This is a genomic window from Paenibacillus sp. 1_12 (assembly GCF_900114475.1).
In the GTDB taxonomy this organism is placed as follows: Bacteria; Bacillota; Bacilli; order Paenibacillales; family NBRC-103111; genus Paenibacillus_S.
This window is the reverse complement of record NZ_FOTE01000009.1, coordinates 190,953-216,330: the sequence shown is the minus strand read 5'-3', so window position 1 is coordinate 216,330 and position 25,378 is coordinate 190,953. Positions and strand designations below refer to the sequence as shown.

The 25,378-nt window shown below is 45.6% G+C and carries 17 protein-coding genes; 11 read left to right on the top strand and 6 right to left on the bottom strand.

Annotated elements, in window-relative coordinates; all coding sequences use genetic code 11:
• The first annotated feature begins 104 nt into the window (after window positions 1-104).
• Window positions 105-401, top strand: a complete 297-nt coding sequence (locus tag BM210_RS20500) for a DUF6509 family protein (RefSeq protein ID WP_091172852.1) — start codon at window positions 105-107, stop codon at window positions 399-401.
• A gap of 40 nt (window positions 402-441) precedes the next feature.
• Here BM210_RS20500 and BM210_RS20495 read toward each other — a convergent pair whose 3' ends face one another.
• The gene (locus BM210_RS20495; RefSeq protein WP_177237920.1) at window positions 442-1,008 is read right to left on the bottom strand and encodes a GNAT family N-acetyltransferase; all 567 of its coding nucleotides are present in this window, start codon (window positions 1,006-1,008) and stop codon (window positions 442-444) included.
• 116 nt (window positions 1,009-1,124) lie between these two features.
• On the opposite strand from BM210_RS20495, the gene BM210_RS20490 reads away from it, so the two are divergent.
• The 4 genes from BM210_RS20490 (at window position 1,125) to tenA (ending at window position 13,284) form a co-directional block, all read left to right on the top strand.
• Window positions 1,125-2,288 (top strand): response regulator, encoded by a 1,164-nt coding sequence (locus BM210_RS20490; protein WP_091172847.1) that lies wholly within the window; start codon window positions 1,125-1,127, stop codon window positions 2,286-2,288.
• A 375-nt stretch (window positions 2,289-2,663) separates the two neighbouring features.
• The gene (locus tag BM210_RS20485; protein WP_177237919.1) at window positions 2,664-11,015 is read left to right on the top strand and encodes an S-layer homology domain-containing protein; all 8,352 of its coding nucleotides are present in this window, start codon (window positions 2,664-2,666) and stop codon (window positions 11,013-11,015) included.
• A 207-nt stretch (window positions 11,016-11,222) separates the two neighbouring features.
• A complete protein-coding gene (locus BM210_RS20480; RefSeq protein WP_091172843.1) occupies window positions 11,223-12,497 on the top strand; it encodes an acetylornithine deacetylase in 1,275 nt (424 codons plus the stop codon).
• Window positions 12,498-12,612: 115 nt separating this feature from the next.
• Complete coding sequence (tenA, locus tag BM210_RS20475) at window positions 12,613-13,284, top strand: thiaminase II (RefSeq protein WP_091172842.1); 672 nt, start codon at window positions 12,613-12,615, stop codon at window positions 13,282-13,284.
• 115 nt (window positions 13,285-13,399) lie between these two features.
• Here the strand turns inward: tenA and BM210_RS20470 are convergent, their stop codons facing one another.
• Entirely contained in the window at window positions 13,400-14,212 is an 813-nt protein-coding gene (locus BM210_RS20470; RefSeq protein ID WP_091172839.1) for a DUF2935 domain-containing protein, read from the bottom strand.
• A 234-nt stretch (window positions 14,213-14,446) separates the two neighbouring features.
• Between BM210_RS20470 and BM210_RS20465 the strand changes: the two genes are divergently transcribed.
• From BM210_RS20465 to BM210_RS20440, 6 genes are all read left to right on the top strand, one after another.
• Window positions 14,447-15,946: an IMP dehydrogenase gene (locus BM210_RS20465; protein ID WP_091172836.1), complete on the top strand. Its 1,500-nt coding sequence runs from the start codon at window positions 14,447-14,449 to the stop codon at window positions 15,944-15,946.
• A gap of 139 nt (window positions 15,947-16,085) precedes the next feature.
• Window positions 16,086-17,114: a LacI family DNA-binding transcriptional regulator gene (locus tag BM210_RS20460; protein ID WP_177237918.1), complete on the top strand. Its 1,029-nt coding sequence runs from the start codon at window positions 16,086-16,088 to the stop codon at window positions 17,112-17,114.
• A 110-nt stretch (window positions 17,115-17,224) separates the two neighbouring features.
• Window positions 17,225-18,553, top strand: a complete 1,329-nt coding sequence (locus BM210_RS20455) for an extracellular solute-binding protein (RefSeq protein ID WP_091172831.1) — start codon at window positions 17,225-17,227, stop codon at window positions 18,551-18,553.
• Between the two features lie 14 nt (window positions 18,554-18,567).
• Window positions 18,568-19,512: a carbohydrate ABC transporter permease gene (locus BM210_RS20450; RefSeq protein WP_091172829.1), complete on the top strand. Its 945-nt coding sequence runs from the start codon at window positions 18,568-18,570 to the stop codon at window positions 19,510-19,512.
• A gap of 11 nt (window positions 19,513-19,523) precedes the next feature.
• Complete coding sequence (locus BM210_RS20445; protein ID WP_091172827.1) at window positions 19,524-20,366, top strand: carbohydrate ABC transporter permease; 843 nt, start codon at window positions 19,524-19,526, stop codon at window positions 20,364-20,366.
• A gap of 42 nt (window positions 20,367-20,408) precedes the next feature.
• Window positions 20,409-22,403, top strand: a complete 1,995-nt coding sequence (locus BM210_RS20440; protein WP_091172824.1) for a glycoside hydrolase family 125 protein — start codon at window positions 20,409-20,411, stop codon at window positions 22,401-22,403.
• A gap of 203 nt (window positions 22,404-22,606) precedes the next feature.
• Here BM210_RS20440 and BM210_RS20435 read toward each other — a convergent pair whose 3' ends face one another.
• From BM210_RS20435 to BM210_RS20420, 4 genes are all read right to left on the bottom strand, one after another.
• A complete protein-coding gene (locus BM210_RS20435; RefSeq protein ID WP_091172822.1) occupies window positions 22,607-23,044 on the bottom strand; it encodes an NUDIX domain-containing protein in 438 nt (145 codons plus the stop codon).
• Window positions 23,045-23,088: 44 nt separating this feature from the next.
• Window positions 23,089-23,568, bottom strand: coding sequence for a DinB family protein (locus BM210_RS20430; protein WP_091172819.1), 480 nt, complete (start codon window positions 23,566-23,568; stop codon window positions 23,089-23,091).
• A 163-nt stretch (window positions 23,569-23,731) separates the two neighbouring features.
• Window positions 23,732-24,394 (bottom strand): pentapeptide repeat-containing protein, encoded by a 663-nt coding sequence (locus BM210_RS20425; protein WP_091172817.1) that lies wholly within the window; start codon window positions 24,392-24,394, stop codon window positions 23,732-23,734.
• A 50-nt stretch (window positions 24,395-24,444) separates the two neighbouring features.
• Window positions 24,445-25,332 carry an AraC family transcriptional regulator gene (locus BM210_RS20420; protein ID WP_091172815.1) on the bottom strand — a complete coding sequence of 296 codons (888 nt, stop codon included), beginning with the start codon at window positions 25,330-25,332 and terminating at the stop codon, window positions 24,445-24,447.
• Window positions 25,333-25,378: the final 46 nt, after the last annotated feature.

Sequence of the window (25,378 nt, the reverse complement as noted above, 5' to 3'; positions counted from 1 at the left end):
TTCGTGACTTTACGGGAGAGTGTGGGCAAGGGTTCGAGTTGCTTCCGTTTATGCGGTTGAGGACGTATAATGGTAGGATGCAGAGATTTGGAAAGGATGATAGCATGTTAACCATTACTGGTTATAGTGTGGAATTGATCAAGGACCCCTTCGGGATTTTAACAGGTAAACGTTATGAACTTCTACTGGATATTGAGGTTGAAGAGGATGACGAGCTTTACTCGGAGAATGGGTTGTATGTAAGAGTTATTTATGTGGTAGAAGAAAGTCGCACCGGTATGGTGAGATATGAAATTCATGAGAAATCCAATGAAAATTACGTGGATTTTGAGCTTGAAGAAGATGAACTGGCAGTTATAGAAGCCTTTTGTAAAGAGCATCTGGCAGACGCTGAGGAATAAAAGGTGTATGGAGCCGCACAGAATGTGGCTTATCTACGGCTTATACTTCCAGCAGCGCCAGCATGATCACATCCAAAAATACTTTGGTCACATCATGCATCAAATATTGCTTTAATAAACCTTCCTGTTTGAAGCCAAACTTCTCCAGGAGTTTTAATGAGCTTTTATTTTGGGGGAGAACTTCCGCTTGAATGCGATGTACGCCTATACGTTCAAAACCAAAACGGATCACGGCTTCCAAGGCTTCGGACATAAACCCTTTGTTCCAATGAGTGTCAGTGAGCTCAAAACCGATGGAAACAGGGGAAAGCGGATTATAATCGAACGTACCGCGAACAGGCATGCACATGATGGTTCCGATTAATTTATTGTCAGTAAGCTGGGTTATCCCCCAAGGCAGGAGCCGGTTTTCCTGAAACTGCTGATTCCAGGCGATAATCAGTTCACGGGCCTGCTCCGTCGAGGAAGGTCCGTGCCAATCCAGATATTTGATTATGGGGGAGCCTTCCGCGTAGAAGCTGTAAAGCTCATCGGCATCGTCCTGCGTCATTTGCCTTAATAACAAGCGATCTGTCGACAATCTGGGAAATTCTGAATTATTATACATATCCATGTATCCACACTTTCGTTAGAAGGTTCATATAATGAAAAGTTAACGTAATGAAATTATAGCCTGTCTTTATGAAATTAATATGAAAACTTTTTTTTAAGTGGAGAGTGACAATGACGTTGAAAGCTTTGTTGGTTGATGACGAACGACTTGCACTGTTGCAGCTGGAAAAGATGTTAAAAGAACTGGCAGACATCCATATTGTAGGTACAAGTATGAATCCGCTGCAAGCGATTGAGATGGCTGCGAATTTGAAGCCAGACGTTATTTTTCTGGATATTCAGATGCCGGGATTATCAGGGCTGCAGGCAGCTGAACAGCTGCAAGAGATTTGTCCATCAGCCGAGATCGTTTTTGTCACTGCATTTGATGAGTATGCCATTCAGGCGTTTGAACTGCATGCTCTTGATTATGTGTTGAAGCCGCTGCAGCGCAAACGATTGTTGAATACGCTGCAGCGGTTAAAGCAGCCTGAGACTAACCCAAAGAACGACCCCCACCTTGGAGATCCTGTATGGATTCGATGCTTTCCCTCCCTTCAAATTGAATATAAAGAAGATCAAGCCGATGAATTCATGAAGTGGAGGACCTCCAAGGGTCAGGAGCTATTCGCTTATTTACTTCATAATCGTGGACAATTAGTACGCAAGAGTATGCTGCTCGATTTACTGTGGCCGGATATAGATCCCAAAAAAGCGATCACCTTGCTGTATACGACCATATATCAAATTCGTCAAAACCTTAAGAGCTGTGGAATCGATATTCCCATTCAAAGCTATAGTGCCGAGGAAGGTTATGTGCTGGATGCCGGGCGAGTGCGTCTGGAGTCTGATGAATGGGAAGAAAACCTTCGAATGCTGGAGCACGTGACGGTGAACAATCTAACCGATCACCAAAGGGTGCTAGATATGTATCGAGGGGAATATTTGGGCAAGCATGATTATTTATGGGCAGAGGGTGATCGTCAGCGGATGGCAATGCGCTGGCTTCTTCATGCACAGCAGGTGGCGGATTGCTATGCGCAGAACCGAATGTGGAACGAAGCTGTGCAGGTTTATCTTCGAATTCAACAGGAGCAGCCGTTGTCCGAGGACAGTTTTTTTTCGTTAATGAAGCTGTATGATCATATGGGGCAGCGAGCCTCTGTTGAGGAGCAGTATCAGCTGCTTCTGAAGATGCTGGATCAGGAGCTTAATCTGGAGCCTAAGAGGGAAATCATCCTTTGGTTTGAGAATTGGAAGCAGCAGGTTAGCGATATGGGAGTTCGTGCAATTTAATGAAAGCTCAGCGACCGTGTACATAGGGTGTAGCGGACAGGATTACGTAACGTCTTGACGGAATATGTCAAGAATGATGCGTAATCCTGTCTTTTTTTGTATGCACACAATCGTGAATTTTGACGAAAAAGGAGGTTTGTTCAGTTTTTGTTCAGTTTTTGTTCATTTTGGTGGTGTATGTTAGATAAAGCATTATGCAGAAATGAGAGGAATTAAGGGTGTAGGGGGATGAGAGCTATAGTAGGGGACGACATGGCATTTATACGGAACGAATGCGCGGCATACTTTTGTTCATGACTCGATTAACTGAAGCGGCGTTCCGAAGAAGAAACAGGAAGTGCAAGTGATAATATGTTCATGGAGGTTAATGAGGCAATGAGTAAGAAGATCATATCTAGTTTGATGACAGCTATGCTGTTGTTTCAGCTTATCGCTGGTGCCATTAGTGTTGGTGCGCAGGGATTGAGTGTGGGTGCTGGTGTGCTTGAGGTAACCATTGAATCCGCAGATAAAGCTGTACTCGGTAAAGATACCGAGGTTAAGGTTGTTATTAAAAATAAGGATGCAGCCCAATGGGCTTATAACGTAGGTTTTCAACTGGTGCTGGACGATGGACTACAGGTGAGCCCGAGCCAGAACCCAGAGCCTACTGAGAAAACGACAAACGGAGCAACCGGGCAACAAACCTCCTACTGGAAGGACGTTAAAAACCTCGCTCCGGGTGAATCCTATACGTTTCCGGTAACTGTCAACTCACTTGCTAAATACCGACTGCCGAACGGTCAGACAAATGTTCCATTCAGCGCGGCTGGCAGCAGCGGAATAGCGATGAAGTTCAATGTATATGGGGCAACTGTTGCCAGACAATTGTACGAACCTCCAGGCGCTCCTACCCAAACAGCGTCCAAGAACTTGAAAATTGTACCTTTTACGATTATCCCTGCTCCTGTGGTCAAGCAGGTCAAAGGGGCTGGCCCCAATTCGGCAGTCTCCGGAAGCGAGTATGGAGAGTTCGAATTTACGTTGGATATTGTAAATAACACCGTATATCCAACAGCTTTCAGCAATCTGGTCAACTCTTATTCAGGCGGACTGGAGCTTTATGGTTTTAGCCCTACCGCTGTCGTCAATACACTGACGCTTGCGGACATTAACAGCAATGAGCGTTCTTTCAAATGGAATGACTTTACAATGAACGCCGCTGAAGGAACCAAGAAGCTCACCTTTAAAGGGGCTTTTCTAGACAAAGGCTTATTGTCAGGAGCTGCTAATGAAGCAGAGGCAGATAATCTTGGAGTTAGTGTAAAGCACGGTGATCAAGCAAAGAACACACTTAGCTACACAGCGGTTGTTAATGGGCAAACGATCACGGATACACTTCCCTATGCTTATGCTGATGCCAAGGATATCATCATCACCAAGAGTGTAACACCAACCGCTTCAATCGGTTACAATACAGAACTTACCTATACTTTAACAGTAAAGACGAATGAATATTATGAGGTCAAAGATGTAGTAGTTACCGATACAATCGGAGATGGGCAAACCTATGTGCCTTCTTCTGGCACTTCTGGACTTAGCAATACGAGTCCGGTCAAAGCAGCCGGTGTGACAACACTGGAATGGAATATCGGTGATTTGGCCAAGGAACAGACAAGGACGTTCACCTACAAAACAAAAGTGGATCCAACCTGGTCTGGAGGCTTGTACGGAACGAATCCGGTTTATGCAGGGGATAATATTGATAACGAAGCGGTTGTAACGGGAACAACCTTAACCTCCGGCCCTGTTACCGACAGTGAGAGCACAACGGTCCCGATTAATGTGCCAGCAATCAGTGAAAAGATCACTGCAATCAATGGCGTAGCTACAACTACTATTAATGAACGGACTGCAACGGCTACCGTTGGCGATACACTGACATTTACAGTAAGCTATGACGCAAGCGCAGTGAATGCGCAGCAGCACAACGTTGGCGTGATGGATTATTTACCGCTCGGATCCACACCGGATCTTAATGGAGATGGCCTTGTCGATGCGGCAGATTTAACCCAAATGCAGTTGAATGGGGTGACGCCTACCTATGATACAGCCTCCAACATGCTGTATTGGGCGCTCGGCGACCTGCCTGTTGCTAAGAGTGCGCAGGTTCAAGTAAAGGCAGTTGTACAAAACAATACTGATTATGTTAAAGCAACCAAAGGTGCGGAGAATCTGGTCACGCTCTCGTATCAGAATTCTCCACTTCGGATTGAGAGTAAACGGGACACCGTGAAGCTCAACTATGCGGAGCCAAACATTGCGCTAACCCGCAAGGTCAATAACTCGTCCACCGTTGTCAATGTCAATGGGGGTCAAACGGTAACGGTTTCTGTTTACTTGAAGAACGACAGCTCGGTTCCCGTGTATAATGTTAATTTTACCGAGCATCTCCCTGCAGAACTTACAAACCCGCAAATGATCGCAGGAGAAAAAACATTTGTTCGGAACGCGACTATACTTACTGATTTGGAGTTTTTTGGCCAGATTACGGTTATCCAACCAGGAGCTACAGTTGAGGTTGTATATAAGGCTGATGTCATCGATCCCATTGGCGCTGAGAAAGAAATTAGTCAAAGCTCGAAAGCAACCTACAACAGCCAGAATGCTGGAGCAACAACGGTTAATCGTTCTTATCCTTATAATGAAACACTAAATGTTAGGATGAAGGTTAATAGCCCTACAATCACCAAAACCTTAGTGGAAGTCGGCTCTACGACTGGCTCCACAAACACAATAGGCGATAAAAACAATGTCCGTGCCGGCGATTGGGCCGTGTACAAAATTGAAGTTAAATTGCCTACAAAAGATATCGCCTATTTACCGCAAATCATTGACAGATTGCCTGATCACCAATCATTGCTCAGTGTGTTCACAGGATATGTAAGTGCTTCGAATCCGGGTGTGTTAGTTGACACTAGCAAATATACGGACGGTTCAGGAAGTACACCTAAGCTGGTCACCTTACCCGCTGCATTGCTGGTTGAAACTGCTGGAACGACGTATACTTACTTCATTAAAACGAAGATTGAGCAGGCAGGATCGGCCTTTTTGGAAACCCAGAAATCTACTGCCGACTTTAAATGGGCGGTTACTTCAGGTGGAACGGTCGATAAGTCAATAACGTCCGGTGATGATCCGATTATCGTTAAGACGCCAAACCTGACTTCATCCATGAATCCTGTATCAGTTACGTTAAGTAAGGATGAAGCACCTAAATCACTGACTTATAGCATTACGAATACAGGAAAAGGTACAGCCTTCGATTTCATACCCGTTATCACAGTACCTGCAGGATACGAGATTGTAACAGCTGTCGGTGGAACGATTGCTGGTGACAACTTGAGCGTTACATATCCACGGCAGGATTTGGCGGGATCAGCTAAAACTGATTATGCTTTTACGGTCCAATTGAAACAATATCAAGGCTCCGGCTCCAGCTTTCAAGCTTTAGGAAAGTCGGGAAGGTACTACCCAAGCCACGAAGCATATACTAATGATTCGGGCGGTTCCAACCCAATAGGTATTGAAAAGTTTGAACAGGTAACAGCGCAAGGGGCATTACTCGTGCCGGGTGTTATCTTGGATAACATCATTCAAAGCACGACTAACACGGAAGATACGAGCACTGCATTTCCTCGTTCCAATGCAAAGATTCGTCCAGGTGACGTAGTCGATTACAAGTTGACTGCGACAATACCAGCAGGAACGCAGACGTTTGATCTGTTGATTGAGGATACGATTGATTCATTGCGTACTAAATTTGAAGTGGTCTCTGTAACACTTGATCCACAAGCTCCAACAGGAAGTACTTCTTCCTATTCCAATGGAAAACTGACGATTGACTTGAAGAACAGTCCTGCACCGTCAAACGCGGCTAATGTTTATACAAACACGGTCCGCTTGCGTGCCATTGAAACGGGTAACACTCCAAGCACAGGCGCCTTCACACTGAATTCAGAAAGCTTTGGAACCTCGGCAATTGTGAAGTGGAAACCGACTTCTGCAGGCACTGTGCAGCAATCTGCAGCAGTCGCAACAACTGTGAATGTCATACAACCGAATGTCACCATAGCACCTCATGCGATTACGAATTCTCAGTTTTCTGACAGCAACCCGACGATTGCTGTTGGCTATACGCTGACGAATGCGGGAACAGGCACAGCCTATGTTCCAAGCGTGGAAGTAACATTGCCAACAGGGATTACAGCTGCTGACATTAGCGATGGGGGTACGTTCAGTGGCGGTAAAGTAACCTGGACAGGATTGATAGTAGCTGGCAGCAACGGTACGAAGTCGATTACGTTCAAGGCTGGTGTGAGCCCAAGTGTAGGAGCAGGTCGAATTGGACTTAATCTTGTGACGGCTACTGGTGAATATGAATCGACGCCAACGCCAAAAGTAACCAATCAAAAGGCTAAAGTATATAACTTAAATGCTGTAGCTAATCAATCGCTTTCTGTAGCTCCGGCTATACTGACTTCAACCGTTACCGGTAATACATACGGCAGCGGAGTAACAACCACCACCCGACCGGGTGATGATGTGACGTATTCGCTTATCGTTAACCCTCCGGGGACAAGCTCTGCTTATCATGTTGTTCTGCGGAAAACCGGTTTGATTGAGCAAGAAATTACCGGCGTATGGCTGGGCAGCACACCGGTACTCTTCTCTACTATAGATAATGGTTACCTTATTGGGGATATCTCGGGAGATACAACGGTAACAGTAGTTACCAAAGTGATTACGGTTGGCGATCACTCGCAAAACCCTTATAAGACTTCATTCGAACCGACGATTACGTACTTGTCTGCACCGACGGATTCCATTCCCAAGACGGCCTCGGCAACCGATCTGATGCAAGATGTCATCGAGCCTAATCAGGGCGTGGACATCCGAGTAGATAATGAAAAGCTGACATCGACTGGCGATAACAGTACCTTCGTGTTAAGGGTGAATAATACCCAAGGCAAAAGTACGGCTTACTCATCCATGTTGAGCTTGGCAGTTACAAGCGGACTTTTCTTGACTAGTGTGGGGCCGGCGGCTAACAACGAGTCTTTGACTAAAGACGATACACAGTTCAAATGGAACATTGGTGCTATACCAGCTGGAGCACAGCGGGAATTAACGTTCCGTGTGGGCTCACGGGAAACCACTTCAGTCACAACTTTGGTTTACTTCCAATCCAAGCTGGATCAATACTTCTCACTTCCGAATGAAGGTGGAAAGAAATACGTTCCTTTACTTGGTAATGGGGTTAATGTGGCTGTATATGGCCAGCATGTGCTCAACCTGTCAAGTAATCTCAGCGTGACAGCGGGTAAGGATGCTACGTTCAATCATACGTTGGTGAATATCGGTGCAGGTAGTGATGTCTTCATGATGTCGCTGATCGGACCTTATCCGACGGACTTATACGTAGACAATCAAAAAATCGCCAGCGGCAAACGGGTTAACGGCGTTTGGGTATGGGATCACATTGATGCTGCTTATGTGACAGCGGGCGTACCAGGTATACCTGTGAACGCGGGCGCTAGCAAGTCAATTAAGCTGATTGTTCACGTACCGGAGCAAGCAGCCTACGATAACGTGGCTGGACATATTTACGCTTTAACAGCGACAGGTACGAAGAGCACTAACATAAGCTCTGTGCAGGATACGATCACGGTAACAGGAGTTGTTTTGGATGGCTGGAGTGGCAATCAGGAACGCGCAGATTGGAAACTTCCTGTATATGGTCATGGCGATCCACTTCTCTTGAGGGCGGTCAGTGCTGTGAATGTATCAGCAGTCACTGCTTTTTATACCAATGGAACACCAAGTCAAGAAATCAGCATGAAGCTGGTCAACGACAAGACTTATGTACAAGATGGCTTTAAGGAATGGTATGGTTATAGCCAGCTTCCAGATAGCATTGCTAGCGGTCTATACGATATTACTTTTATAGCTAAAGATGCCGAGCTTGCTCAGCTAGAGATTGACACAACAAGCGGGTTGGTAGGAGCCAACAACCCGATGATGGTTAAATACAAGATCAATGTGCAAGGTCAAATTACGGATGCATGGACGACGCTGCCTATAGCGAATGCCAAGGTGCAGCTGATCGATGCTTCCACAGGCAAGCTGATTGCCGAACAAACAACAGATGCAGGTGGTCAATACAACTTTGCGGATGTGACAGTCAACAGGTATCACCTGGTTGTGACACGTGAGGGCTATGCGGGTTCCGAGATCGATTTCTATGCTATTCCGAAGGATGGTACTACGAATAATGTCGTTGTGGATGCAGCATTGTCGCCGTTCCAGATAACATTGTCGGCGAATCCTTCAACCCTTCTAGGTGACGGTAAATCACAAACGGAGCTGACAGCGATCATTAAGGATACCGCAGGACAACCGGTAATTGGTGTGACAGTCAACTTCTCGTCGCCAAGCGGTAAGGGATCATTCCCAAGTGGTACTACAGCCGTAACGGATACCAAGGGTGAAGCCAAGGTTCCTTTCCTTTCCGAAGTTGTCACAGGTTCCATATCTGTACGTGTGCCTGTGAACGTGGATGTCCACGATCAGGTGCGTCATTTATCGGCAACGGCTCAAATTATTCTTACGTTCGATCCGGGGGCTATTGCTGGAATCGTTACGGAAATGGATGGAGATACACCAAAGCCTGTGGCTGGAGCAATTGTGATTGTCAGCAAGGATTTTAATAATGACGGTGTGACCGACTTTACAGCCCGGGCTGTTACGAAAGCAGACGGTACTTACTTAATCGCCATTCCACGCGCTAATACGCTGTATGATATGACGATCACGAAACCTATTACAGTGGGGTCGGAAACGAAGCAGATTACCTTCCCTCTGACGGCTTCCGTAGGAACGATAACGGATAATGGTAGGGAAATATTCCCAGCCAATAAAGCGGCCGGTGGTGTGCTTCTGGGACAAACACCAAGCAAACAGGTATCGCTGATGTCCAAGGAAGTATACAGTAAGATGAAAGGCTACCTAATCGATAGCCAAGGTAATGTAGTTAAAAACCCGGACGGTTCCCGTAAAGAATTCAGTATTGGTGAGTCCGGTGAGTTCAATGTTCAGAACATGAGCGCAGGCACTTACCAGCTGGCTATTGCGATTGAAATCGAACCAGGTCAAGAAATTATTGTCAATCGTAGTGCAGACGGAAAATTGTCGAAGCTTGAGATTCAACAAAATGGTGAAATGAATATCACTACTGAGCTGATCGATCCATTTGGTACTGTAACCGATGCAAGAACAGGTTTGGTCATTGAAGGAGCTCATGTGGAGTTGTATTATGCGGATACAGAGCGTAACCGCACGAACGGGCGTACACCGGGTACTCTTGTTGCATTACCTGAATTGGTTGGATTCGATCCCAATAATAATAGAAACCCTCAGGATACCAATGCAGAAGGATTCTACGCTTACATGGTATATGGATTTACCGATTATATCGTAGTTGTTAACAAGCCGAGGTATTTTACGTATCGAAGCCCTATTATCAGTGTTGAGGAAGCCATTGTACGTCATGACTTGCAAATGACACCTATTCCTCTGCCGGGCAATGATTCTGTGAGTGTTGGCACAGGTACTGGAGTTTCAGGATCTACCGGGGCAGGTGCACCGAATGCTGGTAGTCAAATACCAAGCGGGGACCAAGTGGATCTGGCTGTAGAGATCTTTACCGACCGTGCGACATATGTGGAAGGCAGTCTGATTACGTATACGATCGAGTTTATGAATAAAACGGCTGTTTCTGCCTCCGGAGTGGTAATCGAAGCGAAGATCCCAGATTATACCTCTGTTGTAGATGCGGCAGGCGGAATCGTCGATAAGTCAACGATTCGTTGGAACGTGGGTGACCTTGCTGGCAAGGCAAGCGGCAAAATTGTATACAAGGTACAAGTCAGCGATAGCTTGGCTGCAGCCGAGACGACCATGTACAATGAAGCCAAAATTTTAGCAGCAGGAACACTGGTCAATTTACAGGATGACCTGTCGACCATTCAAGGGCTGCTGTTCAGCACTAAATTCGGCGAGCAGCTGCACAAAAGATATATTGCCGGGTATCCGGATGGTCTGTTTAAAGCAGATCGTTCCATTACGCGTGCCGAAATCGCAGCTATCTTCGCTCGGATTCTAGATTTGCAAAAGACAGTCAAGGGTGAAAAGCTCTACAGCGATGTTGAAACCTCCTTCTGGGCGGCTGAATACATTGAAGCGGCAACGCGTGCTGGCTTGTTCGGAGGATATGAGGATAAAACATTCCTGCCGGATCAACCGATTTCACGCGCTGAGCTTAGCACGGTAATCTCCCGCTTCTTGAAACTGGCGGATCGCCCGCACATGAATGAGCATTTCACTGACACAGCATCACATTGGGGAAGTAATGCCATTGCAGAGATTTACCGTCATCATATTATCGATGGCTATCCGGACGGCACCTTCAAGCCAAGTGCTCCAATGATCCGCTCGGAAGCTGTTACCATGATCAATCGTTTGTTGTATAGAGGACCGCTGCATGCATCGAAGGTGTCCTTCCCGGATATGACATCGGTACATTGGGCCTTCGAGCAAGTAGAAGAAAGTGCCGTGACGCATAAGTATACGCGTGATCCAGACGGTACGGAATCATTGAAAGAGCTCATTCCTGAGCCGCTTTGGTAGAAGTCATACTGAACTAAATGGAGTTAAGAGAATAAAGACGCGCAGGGTGACTATAGCCATGACGCGTCTTGTTCTTGTTCGCAGACATCGTTCATACAGGACTGGTTGAGTTATCCAGATCATGTATGCTACTATTTGAACATCCTCATTGGATCGGCTTACAAGAGCGGAGAAGTTAACGATCTCAGACAGAAAGGATAGTTAGTCATGCGGATTGATTTGGAGTCCTTGCTCCAGCAAGTAGAGAATAGGCAGGGAGAATTGATTGAACTGATCGAGCATCTGATCCGGTTTCAGACACCTGCACCACCAGCGCGGAATACGGAAGAAGCTCAGCAGTATATTGCAGCATTTCTGCAGGAAAAGGGCTTTGCTATTGATAAATGGGACATATACCCCGGAGATCCCAATGTTGTGGGTGTGCTTAAAGGCAGCGAATCGGGTGCCTATAAAAGTCTGATTATTAACGGTCACATGGATGTGGCTGAGGTAAGTCCTGACGAAGCTTGGGAAACAACACCCTTCACCCCAATTGTCAGAGATGGGGCGATCATAGGCCGAGGTGCCGCCGATATGAAGGCGGGGCTCGCGGGTTCACTTTTTGCTATTCAGCTGCTTCATGAAGCAGGCATTCGGCTCCCTGGCGATCTTACATTCCAATCCGTAATCGGTGAGGAAGTGGGAGAAGCGGGAACGTTGGAATGCTGCAAACGCGGATATAGCGCGGATTTTGCCGTTGTTGTTGATACGAGTGATTTGCATATTCAAGGGCAGGGTGGCGTCATAACTGGCTGGATCACGGTAAAAAGCAAGCAAACCTTTCACGATGCGACAAGAAGAAGCATGATTCATGCCGGTGGCAAGCTGTTTGGGGCAGGCGCCATTGAGAAAATGATGAAAATCATTTCAGGTCTGCAGGATTTGGAGCGTCATTGGTCGGTGATGAAAAGCTACCCTGATTGTCCACCAGGAGCGAGTACGATCAATCCTGCCGTCATTGAAGGCGGCCGACATGCTGCGTTTATAGCTGATGAGTGCCGATTGTGGATCACCGTACACTTTTATCCGAACGAGACGCATGAACAGGTAGCCAAGGAAGTAGAAGAGCATATCAGGCTGGTGGCTGAAGGAGATGTATGGCTGAGAGACAATCCTCCCGAGTTTACGTGGGGTGGATCCTCAATGATTGAAGACCGCGGCGAGATTTTCCCTTCACTGGAGGTCGACCCGCAGCATGCAGCTGTTCGGACGTTAATAAGTGCACACGAGCACATTATGAACAGACAGGCTATTATCGATGTGTCACCAACCGTCACTGATGGGGGCTGGTTTGGGGATGCAGGCATTCCTGCAGCTATATATGGACCAGGCGATTTGGGCAATGCCCATGCGGTGAATGAACAGGTGTCGATCAAACAAGTGGTAGATTTTACAAAGGTCATGCTTCAATTTATATACGAGTGGGGACATACGAGGAAATAACTCCTGTAAGGCATGTTCCATAAGGGTAGTGGAGGCAAACAGCTTCTCTATAGCCATATATTTTTTTGAACACGCACCTATAAAAAGAATCAGCGAAGAAAAGAGGTCACTTACGATGTCATTTTCAACCTATTTACATGAAAAGCTCCAGAACGTCTGGCGCCAAAATCATACACACCCTTTTGTCCAGGAGCTTGGTCAGGGTACGCTTCACATCGAGAAATTTCGTTACTACATGGTCCAGGACTATTTGTATTTAATTGATTATGCAAAGTTGTTTGCTCTCGGCGCTGTGAAAGCAAGCAATATCGAGACAATGGGCAAGTTCGCCGCACTGTTAAACTCTACGATGAATGAGGAAATGTCTCTGCATCGGAATTATGCAGCTCGTTTTGGCATTTCGCTTGAGGAACTGGAGCAGGCCGAGCCTACCCCCATCACACTGGCTTACACGCACTATATGCTGCATGCTGCGCAAAATGGTTCGTTGGCTGATCTGGTCGCGGCGCTGCTTCCATGTATGTGGAGCTACTGGGAGATCGGGGTAGAGTTGAGTCAAATTCCTGGAGCGTCTGAGCATGAATGGTATGGAGAGTGGGTACGGATGTACAGCTCGGAGGAGTTCGGCGATTTGACCCGCTGGTGTCTGGACTTATTCGATCAATTGACAGAGGGCAAGCCGCAGGCAGAGCTGGATCGGCTGGAAACGATTTTCTTGAATACGACACGCTATGAAACGTTATTTTGGGATATGGCTTATAACATGGAAACCTGGCCAGTTCATTAAATGATGGGTGATTGTTAAGGCCATAAACAAGACAGAAGAGAAATAGGTTCTCCGTCTGGCTTGCTTTGCTTGAAACACCCTTTTACCTATTCGGTCTTATAGTAAAAATGCGGAGTTATTCCCTGCTTTTATTTGCCCCAGTCAACGCGGCTTCAAACATATCGATAATTTCCAAAAAATGCTCGGCTTCCCGAAAAACATGATCCGCTAATAAAGGATGAATAATACTTTTGATTTTGCATTGATAGATTAAGTCTCTCGCCGTTTGCTTGAAATCGCGTAATGATTTTACAGAGACTCGGTTCTGATCTAGAAATTGATTTAATAGAGGCTGCGTTTGCGATTGTGGTCGCATGGAGCTTAGATCCTGAGCCTGGAACAATAATTGATCAAAATCCTGGCTGAACTCGCGGGCCTGTTCCACCAGCTTGCGTTCGGATGGATCAAGGAGATGTCCAATAAATTTGGCGTGGTCCGCCATGATTTTCAAGAAAAATACGTTTTCATCAAGAATGGCATCCTGCATAGGTTCCAGTTTTCCTTGATTAAGTTGCTCCAAACGGTTTCTGAAATAATTGGCTTCCCGACTTACATGATCCACCAGTAAGGGGAAGTTGTTTTGCCCGGGGAGCTTACAGGTCAGAATCAGCCCTAACACTTTTCTTTTGAACATCCATATATGTGAAACAGCTGTGTACACTTCCGTGTTGAATTGTCGAATAGTTGAAGGGTCTGTATCCATTCCGAAAGCGTGGGACCTCTGCTCGATCCCTTCAAACAATTTGTAAAAATAATTCGCTTCATTAATAAGCTGTGTATCTTCGCAACGAAAGCCAAGCCTTAAAAAAAAAGAATGCTCTTTCATAATACGGGACCAAAAACGAATCTCTTCAATAGAACGTACAACAAAAGCATCAGGCAAGTGCATAACCCCCTAAGTAAATGTTATTAATACGTTATGCATGACGATTAGAGATATACTCTTTAAATGCTAGGAAGGTGTCAAATGAAAAATTAAGTTGACCGAACATAAGGTTGAATGATAAGATTGTAAAAATTTATCTGAGAATAAACGCACGTATGAAGTGAATTTTCAACTGTTATGAGCTGGTGCATACGAATGCAGCTGTTGCCAACAAAACATGAAGAGGAGTGAGAAAAAGTGGCCAAGTATTACAATGAGCCTTCACGAACGTTTACCGAGTATCTGTTGATACCAAACTTGTCGACCAAGGACTGTACACCTGCAAATGTAAGCTTACGTACACCACTCGTTAAATTCAAACGTGGGGAGAAGCCGGCAATTTCGCTGAATATTCCATTTTCATCAGCCGTGATGCAGGCAGTATCAGATCATCATATGGCAGTAGCGTTGGCGCGGAGCGGCGGGATTTCGTTCATTTTTGGGTCTCAGCCGATTGAAGAGGAAGCGGAAATGATTCGTAAGGTTAAAGGTTACAAAGCTGGCTTTGTCGTTAGCCGCTCGAACCTGACTCCGGAGCATACACTTGCGGACGTTCTGGATTTAAAAGAAAAAACAGGCCATTCCACTCTGGCCGTCACGGATGACGGAACAGCAAGGGGCAAGCTGCTGGGTATTGTAAAGGGCAGCGATTACCGGATCAGCCGCGACGCTCTGGACAAGCCGATCAGTCAATTTATGACGCCATTCTCTTCATTGATCTACGGAAAGCTTGGGATCACACTGTCGGAAGCTAATGATTTGATATGGGAGCATAAAATCAACTGTTTGCCGATTGTGGGCGAAGACCAGCGTCTGGAATATTTGGTTTTCCGCAAAGACTACGAAGCGCATAAGGATCATCCGAATGAGCTTTTGGATGCCAATAAAAGCTATATTGTGGGTGCAGGCATTAATACGAAGGATTACATGGAAAGAGTACCGGCGCTCGTCGATGCAGGAGCTGATGTACTGGTCATTGATTCCTCGGATGGGTATAGCGAATGGCAGCGGGACACGATCCAATATGTCAAAGCCAACTTTGATGTGAAAATCGGCGCCGGCAATGTTGTGGATCGCGAAGGCTTTCTCTATCTGGTCGAGTCGGGTGCCGACTTCGTGAAGATCGGAATTGGCGGCGGGTCCATTTGTATTACGCGTGAACAAAAAGGAATCGGACGCGGTCAGGCTTCTGCATTAATTGAGGTTACAGAAGCGCGAAACCAATATTATGAAGAAACCGGAATTTATATCCCGATTTGCTCTGATGGTGGAATTGTGCACGACTACCATATCACCTTAGCTTTAGCGATGGGTGCGGATTTTGTCATGATGGGCAGATACTTTGCCAGATTCGACGAGAGTCCGACCCGTAAGCTGAAAGTCAATAACAATTTTGTAAAGGAATTCTGGGGTGAAGGCTCCAACCGGGCACGTAACTGGGAGCGGTACGATTCAGGCGGCAAAAGCGGCCTCATGTTCGAAGAGGGTGTAGATTCGTACGTACCGTATGCGGGAAGCCTGCAGGAGAACCTGGAGAAGACGACGCATAAAATAAAGTCGACGATGTGCAACTGCGGTTCCAAGACCATTGCCCAGCTTCAGAAGGAAGCACGAATCACGATTGTGTCGGCAACAAGCCTTGTTGAAGGCGGAGCGCATGATGTGATTTTAAAGGAAAGCGGCTTGTCAGGTGAATAATTGAATGTTTATAGAAGGGACGTGGCTTCTGCGATTGTGGCAGGCACGTCCTTTTTTACTGTATAATTTATGAAAAAAAAGCTTGTCAAGTTTATTTCAGCATGTTACATTAATTACAGAAAACGTTTTCGTAAACGGGGTGAAGGACATAACAAATATAAGAAATATTGCAAAAATGGCCGGTGTTTCTGTATCCACGGTTTCCAAAGCGTTGAATAATTATGAGGATATCAATGAAGAAACGCGTAAGAAAATCCTTCAGATCGTTAAAGAAATGGATTATGTTCCGAATGTGATGGCTCGAGGCTTGGTTACAAAATCGACCCAGACTATTGGTGTTTTTTTCGGGGATCAGACTAATTCAGGTTTTGATAGCCCCTTCTTGATCGACTATTTCCGTTCCATAAAAGACGAAGTCGGCGCTGCCGGTTATGATTTGCTCATTTTTTCGAATCAGATGAGAGATACATCAAGCTACAAGACGATCTGCTACGAAAAAGGCGTCGACGGGGTCATCTTGATCTTGACTGGTAATAAACGTACAGATGAGAAGATCCATGAGCTTCACAAAGCTTTTCCAACGGTTTATATCGATAGCTTGCCTAATGCAAAGCTAAGAGTCAATTTTGTGGAATCCGACAATGAAATGGGCGCTTGGGAAGCTACGGAGCATCTTATCCATCTGGGTCACCGTCACATATTGAAAATAGCCGGAGATACAGTTGCAAAGGGTTCCTATGATCGTATTGAGGGATTCCGGAGAGCTTGTCTGGCTAACGGTTTGCCGTTCAATGAGGATTGGATTGTATATGGCAACTATTCTAGGGAACAGGCTGCGCTGCTTACGAAAGAAGCATTTTCAAAAGAGAATGACTTTACGGCCGTATTCGCATCCAGTGATTTGATGGCTTACGGTGTTATTGATGCCCTGAAGGAGCTTGGCAAAAAGGTTCCTGAAGAGGTGTCCGTCATCGGATTCGATGACATTGATTCAGCCCAATATTTTCACCCTCCCTTAACGACGGTGCATCAACAACGTTTTCAGATGGGTGAGACGGCCTCGAAGATTTTGCTGGAGCTTATTAAGAATAATGATGGAATGACCCATCATGTACGAGTTCCTACCGTGCTGGTTGAAAGAAAGAGCTGTTGTGAAGTAGCTAATTAAACAAGAGTCTGTTGTTCTACTTCACGAGAACGTTTTTATTTTGACGAAAGCGTTTGATTGTTTCGAAAACGTTTTCGAAAAATATAAATTTAATTTAGGGGTGTTTGATAGTGAAAACATGGAAATCAACTAAAGCTTTAGTGATGATGGCGGCATTAACAACGGTAGTAAGCGCGTGTGGAGGCGGCGGAAGTACGGATGGGGCAAAGCCAACTGCTGCTCCGGTGAAGGAGGCAGATGCTTCCAAGGAAAAAGTAAGCTTTGAATGGATGGCTCATACCGCATACTCTGCTCAAGGTTCGGACCCCAAGCGTGTGGAATATATTAAATCCTCACTAGACACGTATCTCAAATCACACCCTAATGTGGATGTGACTTCGCGGTCCTATGATGGTGCGGTAGCAAACCTGATGATTTTGGCTTCCCAGAACAGGGCTCCAGACACGGCAATGATCGACGCGTATATGCTGCCCAAATTTTACCAATATCTTCAGCCGCTTGACAGTTATTTTGAGAAAGCCGGACTTAAAATGGATGACTTCTTCCCGTTTGCCCAGAATGTCATGAAGGGTCCGGATGGTAAAATATACGGGATTCAATTCACCACGGATACAAGGGTGCTTTATTATCGCAAGGATCTAGTTCCGACACCACCAAAAACATGGAATGAGGTGCTGGAAACAGGGAAAAAGCTCAAAGAAAAAGGTTATGATGCCCTTCTGATGCCTGCTGGGCGCGCTGAGGCTTCGACCATTTCTGTGTTCCTTCCTTTGCTGATGTCTCAAGGCGGAGAACTGGTTAACAAGGATGGGCAAGCCGCTTTCGGTGATGGTGCTAATCGTGCCAAGTCATTGAACGTACTTAACTTCTTGCAAAGTGCTGTTGACACCGGAGTTACTCCGAAGCGGTCTTCCAACATTAAAAACGAAGCCGATCAAAATGGAGATATCGCTACAGATAAAGTGGCTATGTTCATCGGCGGGAATTTTCAAGTCAATCAGTTGAAGGATGTACTCGGACCTGAACGCTTTGCGAAATGGGGCGTAGCACCGATGCCAACGATGAATGGGGAAAATCCCGTATCGATGTCCGGTGGCTGGGCATGGGGAATATTTACTAAAGACAAGGCAAAGCAGCAAGCGGCATTTGATTTCCTGATGGATACTTATATTGGGGATAAAGGGATGACTAACTGGAGTAACATCGGCGGCTACCTGCCTACCCGTAAATCGGTGTACGATAAGAAAGAGTATACGGGCAACGAGTTCACTACAACGTTCCGTGAAATCATGGAGAAGAACGGTAAGTCTCGTCCTGCCTCCGATGATTACGCCAAAATTTCCGAACAACTGCAAATTGCTGTCTCTAGTGTGGTTTCCGGCAGCTTAACTCCTGAGCAAGCACTGGACAATGCCTGGAAAACGGCTACTCAAAAGTAAAGGCGTGAACACCTATGCTAAAAAAACAAAAGACTGTGCCGAGTGGAGAATCCACTCAGGTGCAGACTAATGTGAAATTGAATTGGCCGAAGGTACTGGGGACTGACTCCCCGGTACCTTGGCTGTTTCCAGTAGTGGTTATTTTGCTTCTTGTATTTATTTATCCTGTCATTGAGGTAGTCCGGTTCAGCTTTACCAATGCGAGCTTGGTAGATCAACGATATATGTATACATTAAATTCCTATACATCACTGTTTACCAAGCCAGGTTTCGGTCATATGGTGGGAATCACATTGTCCTTTGTTGCATTCAGTGTGTTTTTTCAGATGCTGCTTGGCTTTATCATCGCCTTGATGGTCGATTTGGGAAATAAACGTAAGCTGATAGGCACGGTTGTCATTCGAACAACAGTTTTGTCGGCTTGGGCCATTCCCGGGGTTGTTATAGGGATTATATGGAGCATGCTGTACAACGAGTCCGATGCAGGCATTCTCAATTACTTAGTTCAAATGATGGGTTTTTCCAAAATAGAGTTTTTGTCAGACCCTCAGGTAGTTCTAGCCTCTGTAACTATCGCAAATATTTGGCGTGGAACGGCATTTTGCATGATTATGATATATGCCGGCTTTCAGACAGTTCCAGGAGATGTGTTGGAAGCGGCTCAGATTGATGGGACGACACCTTGGCAGACATTGACTAAAATAATCGTGCCTATTCTGGCGCCAATTTTGTTTATTAACATGATTACGAGTATCGTCGCCACTTTTAATACATTCGATATGGTGATGTCATTAACGGCAGGCGGTCCCGGGCAAAGTACAGAAGTGATGGCGCTTGGTGTATACTCAAATATTTTCCACTTGTTTGAGTTAGGAAAAGGCTCTGCAACTGCGGTTATTCTGTTGCTGATCAACCTCATATTGACGTTCGTTTATTTCCGCTTTATTGAAAAGAATTAGGAGGTACCGCCGTGAGCAAGCGATTGAAATACAATCTGGGTAATGCAGGGCTGTACATCGGTTATTTGATTGTATTCGTGTTTTTTGCTTTTCCGATCTTCTGGGTATTTTCGCTTTCCCTGAAGTCAGTGCCCGAGCTGTTTGCAACGCCGCCGCTCTGGTTTTCAAGTAATCCGCATTTTGAAAATTATCAATTTGTGATGAACCAAATGAGCATTCCCCAATACATCGGAAACTCATTGAAAATCGTAATCTTGACGATCGTACTTACGCTATTGATTTCACTTCCGGCGGCCTATGGGCTGTCCCGATTTCAATTTCGCGGTAAAAAGTATGCGATGTTATCGATTCTCATTTTTCAAATGATCTCGCCAGTCATTATCGCGATTCCTTTATATCGGCTGTTTGTCGAGTTCGGGATGATCAATAATTTTGCAGGACTGGTCGCCGTATATGTCGCTGTCGAAATTCCGCTGTGCACCTGGTTTATGAAAGGATATTTGGACACGCTGCCGATTGAGCTGGATGAAGCTGCGATTGTGGATGGCTGTACGCGTTGGTCCATGTTATGGAAGGTGCTGCTGCCGGTTGCTATGCCAGGAGTCGCCTCGGTTACGATTCTGATTGCTGTGGCCAGCTGGTCGCAATTCGTTATTCCTTTTATTTTATTGGATGCTAAAGACATGTTCCCTGTATCAGTAGGACTGGTCAATCTGAAAAACAGCTCAGATGCCATTACAACACACTATTTGGCGGCAGCAAGCTTTATGGGCATTATTCCGGTAATGATTATTTTTATTCTGCTACAACGGTTTATCGTGGGTGCGCTAACCAATGGAGCAGTAAAAGGGTAGAGAGAGCAGCACAAATTCGATAAGAGTTGGAAGGTATTATTAATGGAAACATATCGCATACAAAAAGGTCAGTTGAACAAAAAAACATTGGACATAGGTTGCGGCTCCTTGACGGCAAGCGTTTGGGAAGACGGCACTGTCCATACAATGAATGCCTATCATCCTATTCAGGGGTATATGACATTATCTTCTTTAGCATCGTTTCCGAATGGCAAGTGGTTTGATAGTGAATTTGTCAGGAGCTACCGCAGGAAAATAGCCGGATTAGATGTAAGCCATCACCAGAGGGGAATCGGATTCGTCCATGATGTGGATGTTAAAGACTGGGAAGGAGGTTACGACCAGAAAGGAAAGCTTAACCTTCGTTATCAGTTGAATGGATTTCAACTAACGATCTCTTTCGAGACCATTCAAGATGCTGAACGCTCGTATTTGCTGCAAAGCATTGAATTATTGAATGAAAGCGACAATGAACAAGTATTTCCATTTCGGATTGAAGGGAACTTGAATCTGAATCGCTGCAGCTATGGACAGCTAACAGAAGGTGGCCCGATCTTACTTCCGGAGCCAGTCAATGATTGGCAGGCCGAAGGACATCGTATTGTATTAAGTAATCCTAATTTAGCGGCTTGTGCGGAGCTATTCATTTATGAAGATGGTCGTCCCCTGCAGCTTCAAGAGGGTCGAGGGGAGTCGACTTTACCAATCCGATATACGTCGGAGCAACAATTGGTGATGAAATCCAGAGAAACGAAGCGGATACATCTTCTGTATACGTTACAGGCGCAGGCTCAGCCGTTAGATGATTCCTTCAGCCAGGCTAAGGCAATTATAAGCTCGATTCAGAGCATCAGTCATCTGCAGGAGCCGCTTCTGATAGGTACCAATCATACTGCTACTCCCGTGGAATTTAATGATAACTCATGGAGTGAATGGATAATCCGACGCAATGCGGACTACATCTTAACGAATTGCTCGGTTCCTGTTTCCGATGAGTGGGTCTGCGTCATTACCGATCATCAGCTGTTGCCGTTAGCATGGAATCGAGATGCTTACTATATGATAAAGCTTTTGATGGAAGCCGACACTAAAACAGAATATTTAAAAGGATGGGACCGGCAGCATATTGTTAATACGGTTAAAGGTCACTTGCTTTGGATGTTCGAAGCCGCAGAGAGGACTCATGGTTATTGGGGGAGAGCTTATCTGGCTGGCGGCAGGTGCAAGGATAATGTGTTTCAACTGGATCAGCAGTGCTACCCGCTACTGGAGCTTTGCGAATATTACGAATGGACTCATGACCGAGATACCATACAACGAATACTGCCAAAAATAGCGGATTTGTGGGCCACCCTGTTGGAGTATAAGCATTCGGAATGCTGGCTGTTCCAAACCGGAGAAACGCCTGCAGATGATAAGGTAGACTACCCGTATCACTTTTCCAGTCAGATTCTGATGTGGCGCACTTTGAAGAAGCTGGAGCAGTTGAATCGCGAGTTTAAGTTTATGGATGAAAACATCGGGCAGTGGGCCCAGAGCGTCCATGACGATTGTATGAAGCATTTTACCGTAAACTGTGATGAGAAAGTGCAGTTTGCCTATTTATCCGACTTAAAAGGAAATTACAAAGTCTATCATGACGCCAATGATTTGCCTACCATCCTTGCTCCATTTTGGGAATTTTGTGAGTTTGACGATTCTCGCTGGCTGAACACGTTGAAATTTGCCTTTTCCCCTAACAATGTTGGTGGATTTTATCAGGGTGCTTTCGGGGGGCTTGGCTCTGTTCATACTCCTCATCCTTGGCCGCTTGGAGATGCACAGGAATTGATTTACCGTGCCTCAACGAATGATCGGGAACAATATGATCGAGTACTAACAAAGTTGAGAACCATTTGCCAATGGGACGGATTATTTTCAGAGGCGGTCGACGAAGAGACGGGGACCGTCGAGTCCCGACATTGGTTTTCGTGGCCTGGCGCATTCATAGCTCAGGTGTTAATAATGGCTCAAGGAAATGGAATGTTTCGAAAATAAAGGCGTTTTAAACAACCAAACATTGAGTTAAGACAAGGACCTGGCCTACGGCCAGGTTTTTATACTAATATCAGAATTAATAAGTTTTCAGCGAAGCTGAACATTGTGATATTTCAAGAAAGGCTACCGCTATAACACGAATGTATCATCGTCGAGTAGACTTCGATAAGAAGCTTTTCTTATGCGGCCTACCTTACTTCACGTTAACGTGTTCCTTCGAATGCATAAAAAGCAGAAGATGCATGTGGATCATCCATATCGATTTGGAGCTGCTCAAATAAAGTCGGCATGAGCTGCTTTGCCGTTAAGAGGTCAACCCAGCGTACTTCGGTAATATCCTGATCAGGGTCCTGGATACAGATTTCGCCACCTGTAATCTTGGCAAAGAAGCTAACGATCAGGGCATGGTGTCCAGCCTCTGAGAAAAATACTTCCCGAATAGAGCTTAAGCCTGTAATGGCAACATCATATCCTGTTTCCTCTTTCACCTCACGTATCACGGCTTGCTCCAAAGTTTCTCCTTGTTCAACCGCACCTCCTGGTGGACTCCAATAGGAAGAGTTTCCTTTGATATTGTTGACCACCAACAGATGGCCCTGATCATCGTAAATTAAAGCAGAAGCGACATCGATTCTTTTCATCTAAGCACCGCCAGTTCGAATTTGGTTGATTTAATGCTTCACGACTATGTTCTATGTAAAATTTGTTTTTGATGATGACGATCATGCTCATTGAATTCTTGAATGATAAGACCTAAGCAATAGGGTGCTCCTGTATGCGGGCATATGGATATACCATTGGCGGTAACAGGTTTATCCAGATCTTCGCTGGACATGGCTAACAGAAGCTCAACAAGCTCCAGGCGAGTATTCGTGAACTCATCTAGCAGCTGGTACCGAGATACCCCAGAGTTCGCGTACACATAGGCGGATTTGTTAAAAGAATCAAAGTCGGGAAATACCATTCCCTCACCCCGCTTTACGGCTGGAAGGATTGTTTCAATTAGATACCGGTCCCAGTTCATCAGATGCGAAATGATTTCACCAACGGAAGCCTTGCCGACGGCAATTGGCCGCAGCCAATCACGCTCATCGAAAACCAGCAAAGTTGGGACCCATTCGGCAAACTGCTTATAAGTGACAATAGCTTCTCTATGTACAGTCATATCAGACACCACCCCATTATCAATCTATACATATATTACCATAACAACTCCAGAAATAAAACATATGTTCTTATTATTATGAAATAAGATGAATTTCGTAATCAGCTCCATATACAGCATAAATGATTGATTGAAAGACTCCGCGCTGCGTGGACTGTTCGGTTTAATCTTTGATAACAAGCCCCATCAGATTGGCAAACACGGCTGCTTGCTCGCGGGATATGACACAGCCTGGTAAATCCTCAATGCCAACGCCTAAAGAGGAAAATTGACAATCACTGAGATCGATGCCATCAAGCTTGGTACCTGAATATTGTGCCAGGTCGATATGGCAGCTCTGAAACAAAGTCTTAAGTAAGGTGGAATTGTAAAAATCAGCACTACGCAAGGAGCAGTCATCGAACAACACCTGCTTGAAATTGGCAAAACGAAACGTTGCATAATCTCCGAGACATTGGTGGAATCGCACATTTCTAATCGTAGCACCGGTTAGGTCCAAGCCGATGAGCTTGCAGTTTCTAAATTCTGTTCTATGAATGGTCGCATCCTGAAAATTGACATTAGACAGATCACAGCGCTCAAAAACAACATCGGTAAGCTCAAGGTCGGTCAGAGAAGTCTCGGTGAAAGTGACGTTGTTTAAAACGATTTTGTCAAATGATATTTTGTGAGCGCTGCAATGTTCAATAAAGCTATCTTGTACCCTCCCAAGCTCGAATTGATCATGGGATTGCATATTGCTGAGCACAAGCTCTGGGAGCTCGGACGGCAGCTTGGGCGCTTCGATCAGCGCAGGCGGTTTTTTCTTATTCAAAGGTTTGTTCATGGGATCTCCTTAGGGTCTGATTAGGGCTGCGTAGGTTTGTTGTATGGTTGTCACAACTGGATTTGTCTTTTTTTACGGTAATGAGACGGTGTATATCCGGTATGCTGTTTGAACACTCGAACAAAATAACTGATATTATCAAAGCCTGTGTCAAGAGCGATAGCGGCTATTTGATGGTCGCTCTGCTCCAGCTTCATGGCTGCCTGCCGTGTGCGGAAGCGATTGACGTAGTCGATAGGGCTTGTACGCATCATTTCACGGAAAAATCGGCAGAAGTGGCCCTCGCTCATATTCGCTTGAACCGCCAGCTCCTTGAGTCGGATCGGCTCCTGATAATGCTCGTGAATGTAATGCAGCACGCTTTTCAGACGCTCCGTCTTTTCACGATGGGTGTAGGCCTCCGTATAAGGTGAACGCTCTGCGGCATGTGAGAACAGCTCGGCAACAATCAGATACAGCTGCGCTTTGGTCGTCAATTCGTGTAAAGGAGCGCTTTCTACATTGGAACGAATCATCTCCAGCAGCAGTGCCAGTACGGTCTTTTCCCAATCCAGCTCGCCCTTCAAATGAATTGGTAGTGCGTATTGACGACGGAGCAGAGGAGCGATGAATTTTTCTTGAACGGAATCATAGGTGGAACTGGTCACAAAATCGCTGTGAAATACAAAAGCATCAAAGCTGCAAGCGTTCCCCTCGATCGGATACCCGGCATGAATCTCACCACTTTGGATGAATAGAGCCTGCCCCGCGCTCACCTCCATCATCTCTGCGCCCACCTGAAAGTACGCTTTGCCGGAGGTCACAATAAGGAACTCCAATTCTTCATGCCAATGGCAATCCAGAATCGGCTCTCCAGCCTCGTAATGCAGCTTATATACGCTAACAGGATATTTCGGATGTCCGTGAATCCGGTTTTCTTTCAAGGTATCGCGGTTCATGTAGGCGACCTCCATCGAATATCAGGATACTGTTAGTATTCATCAT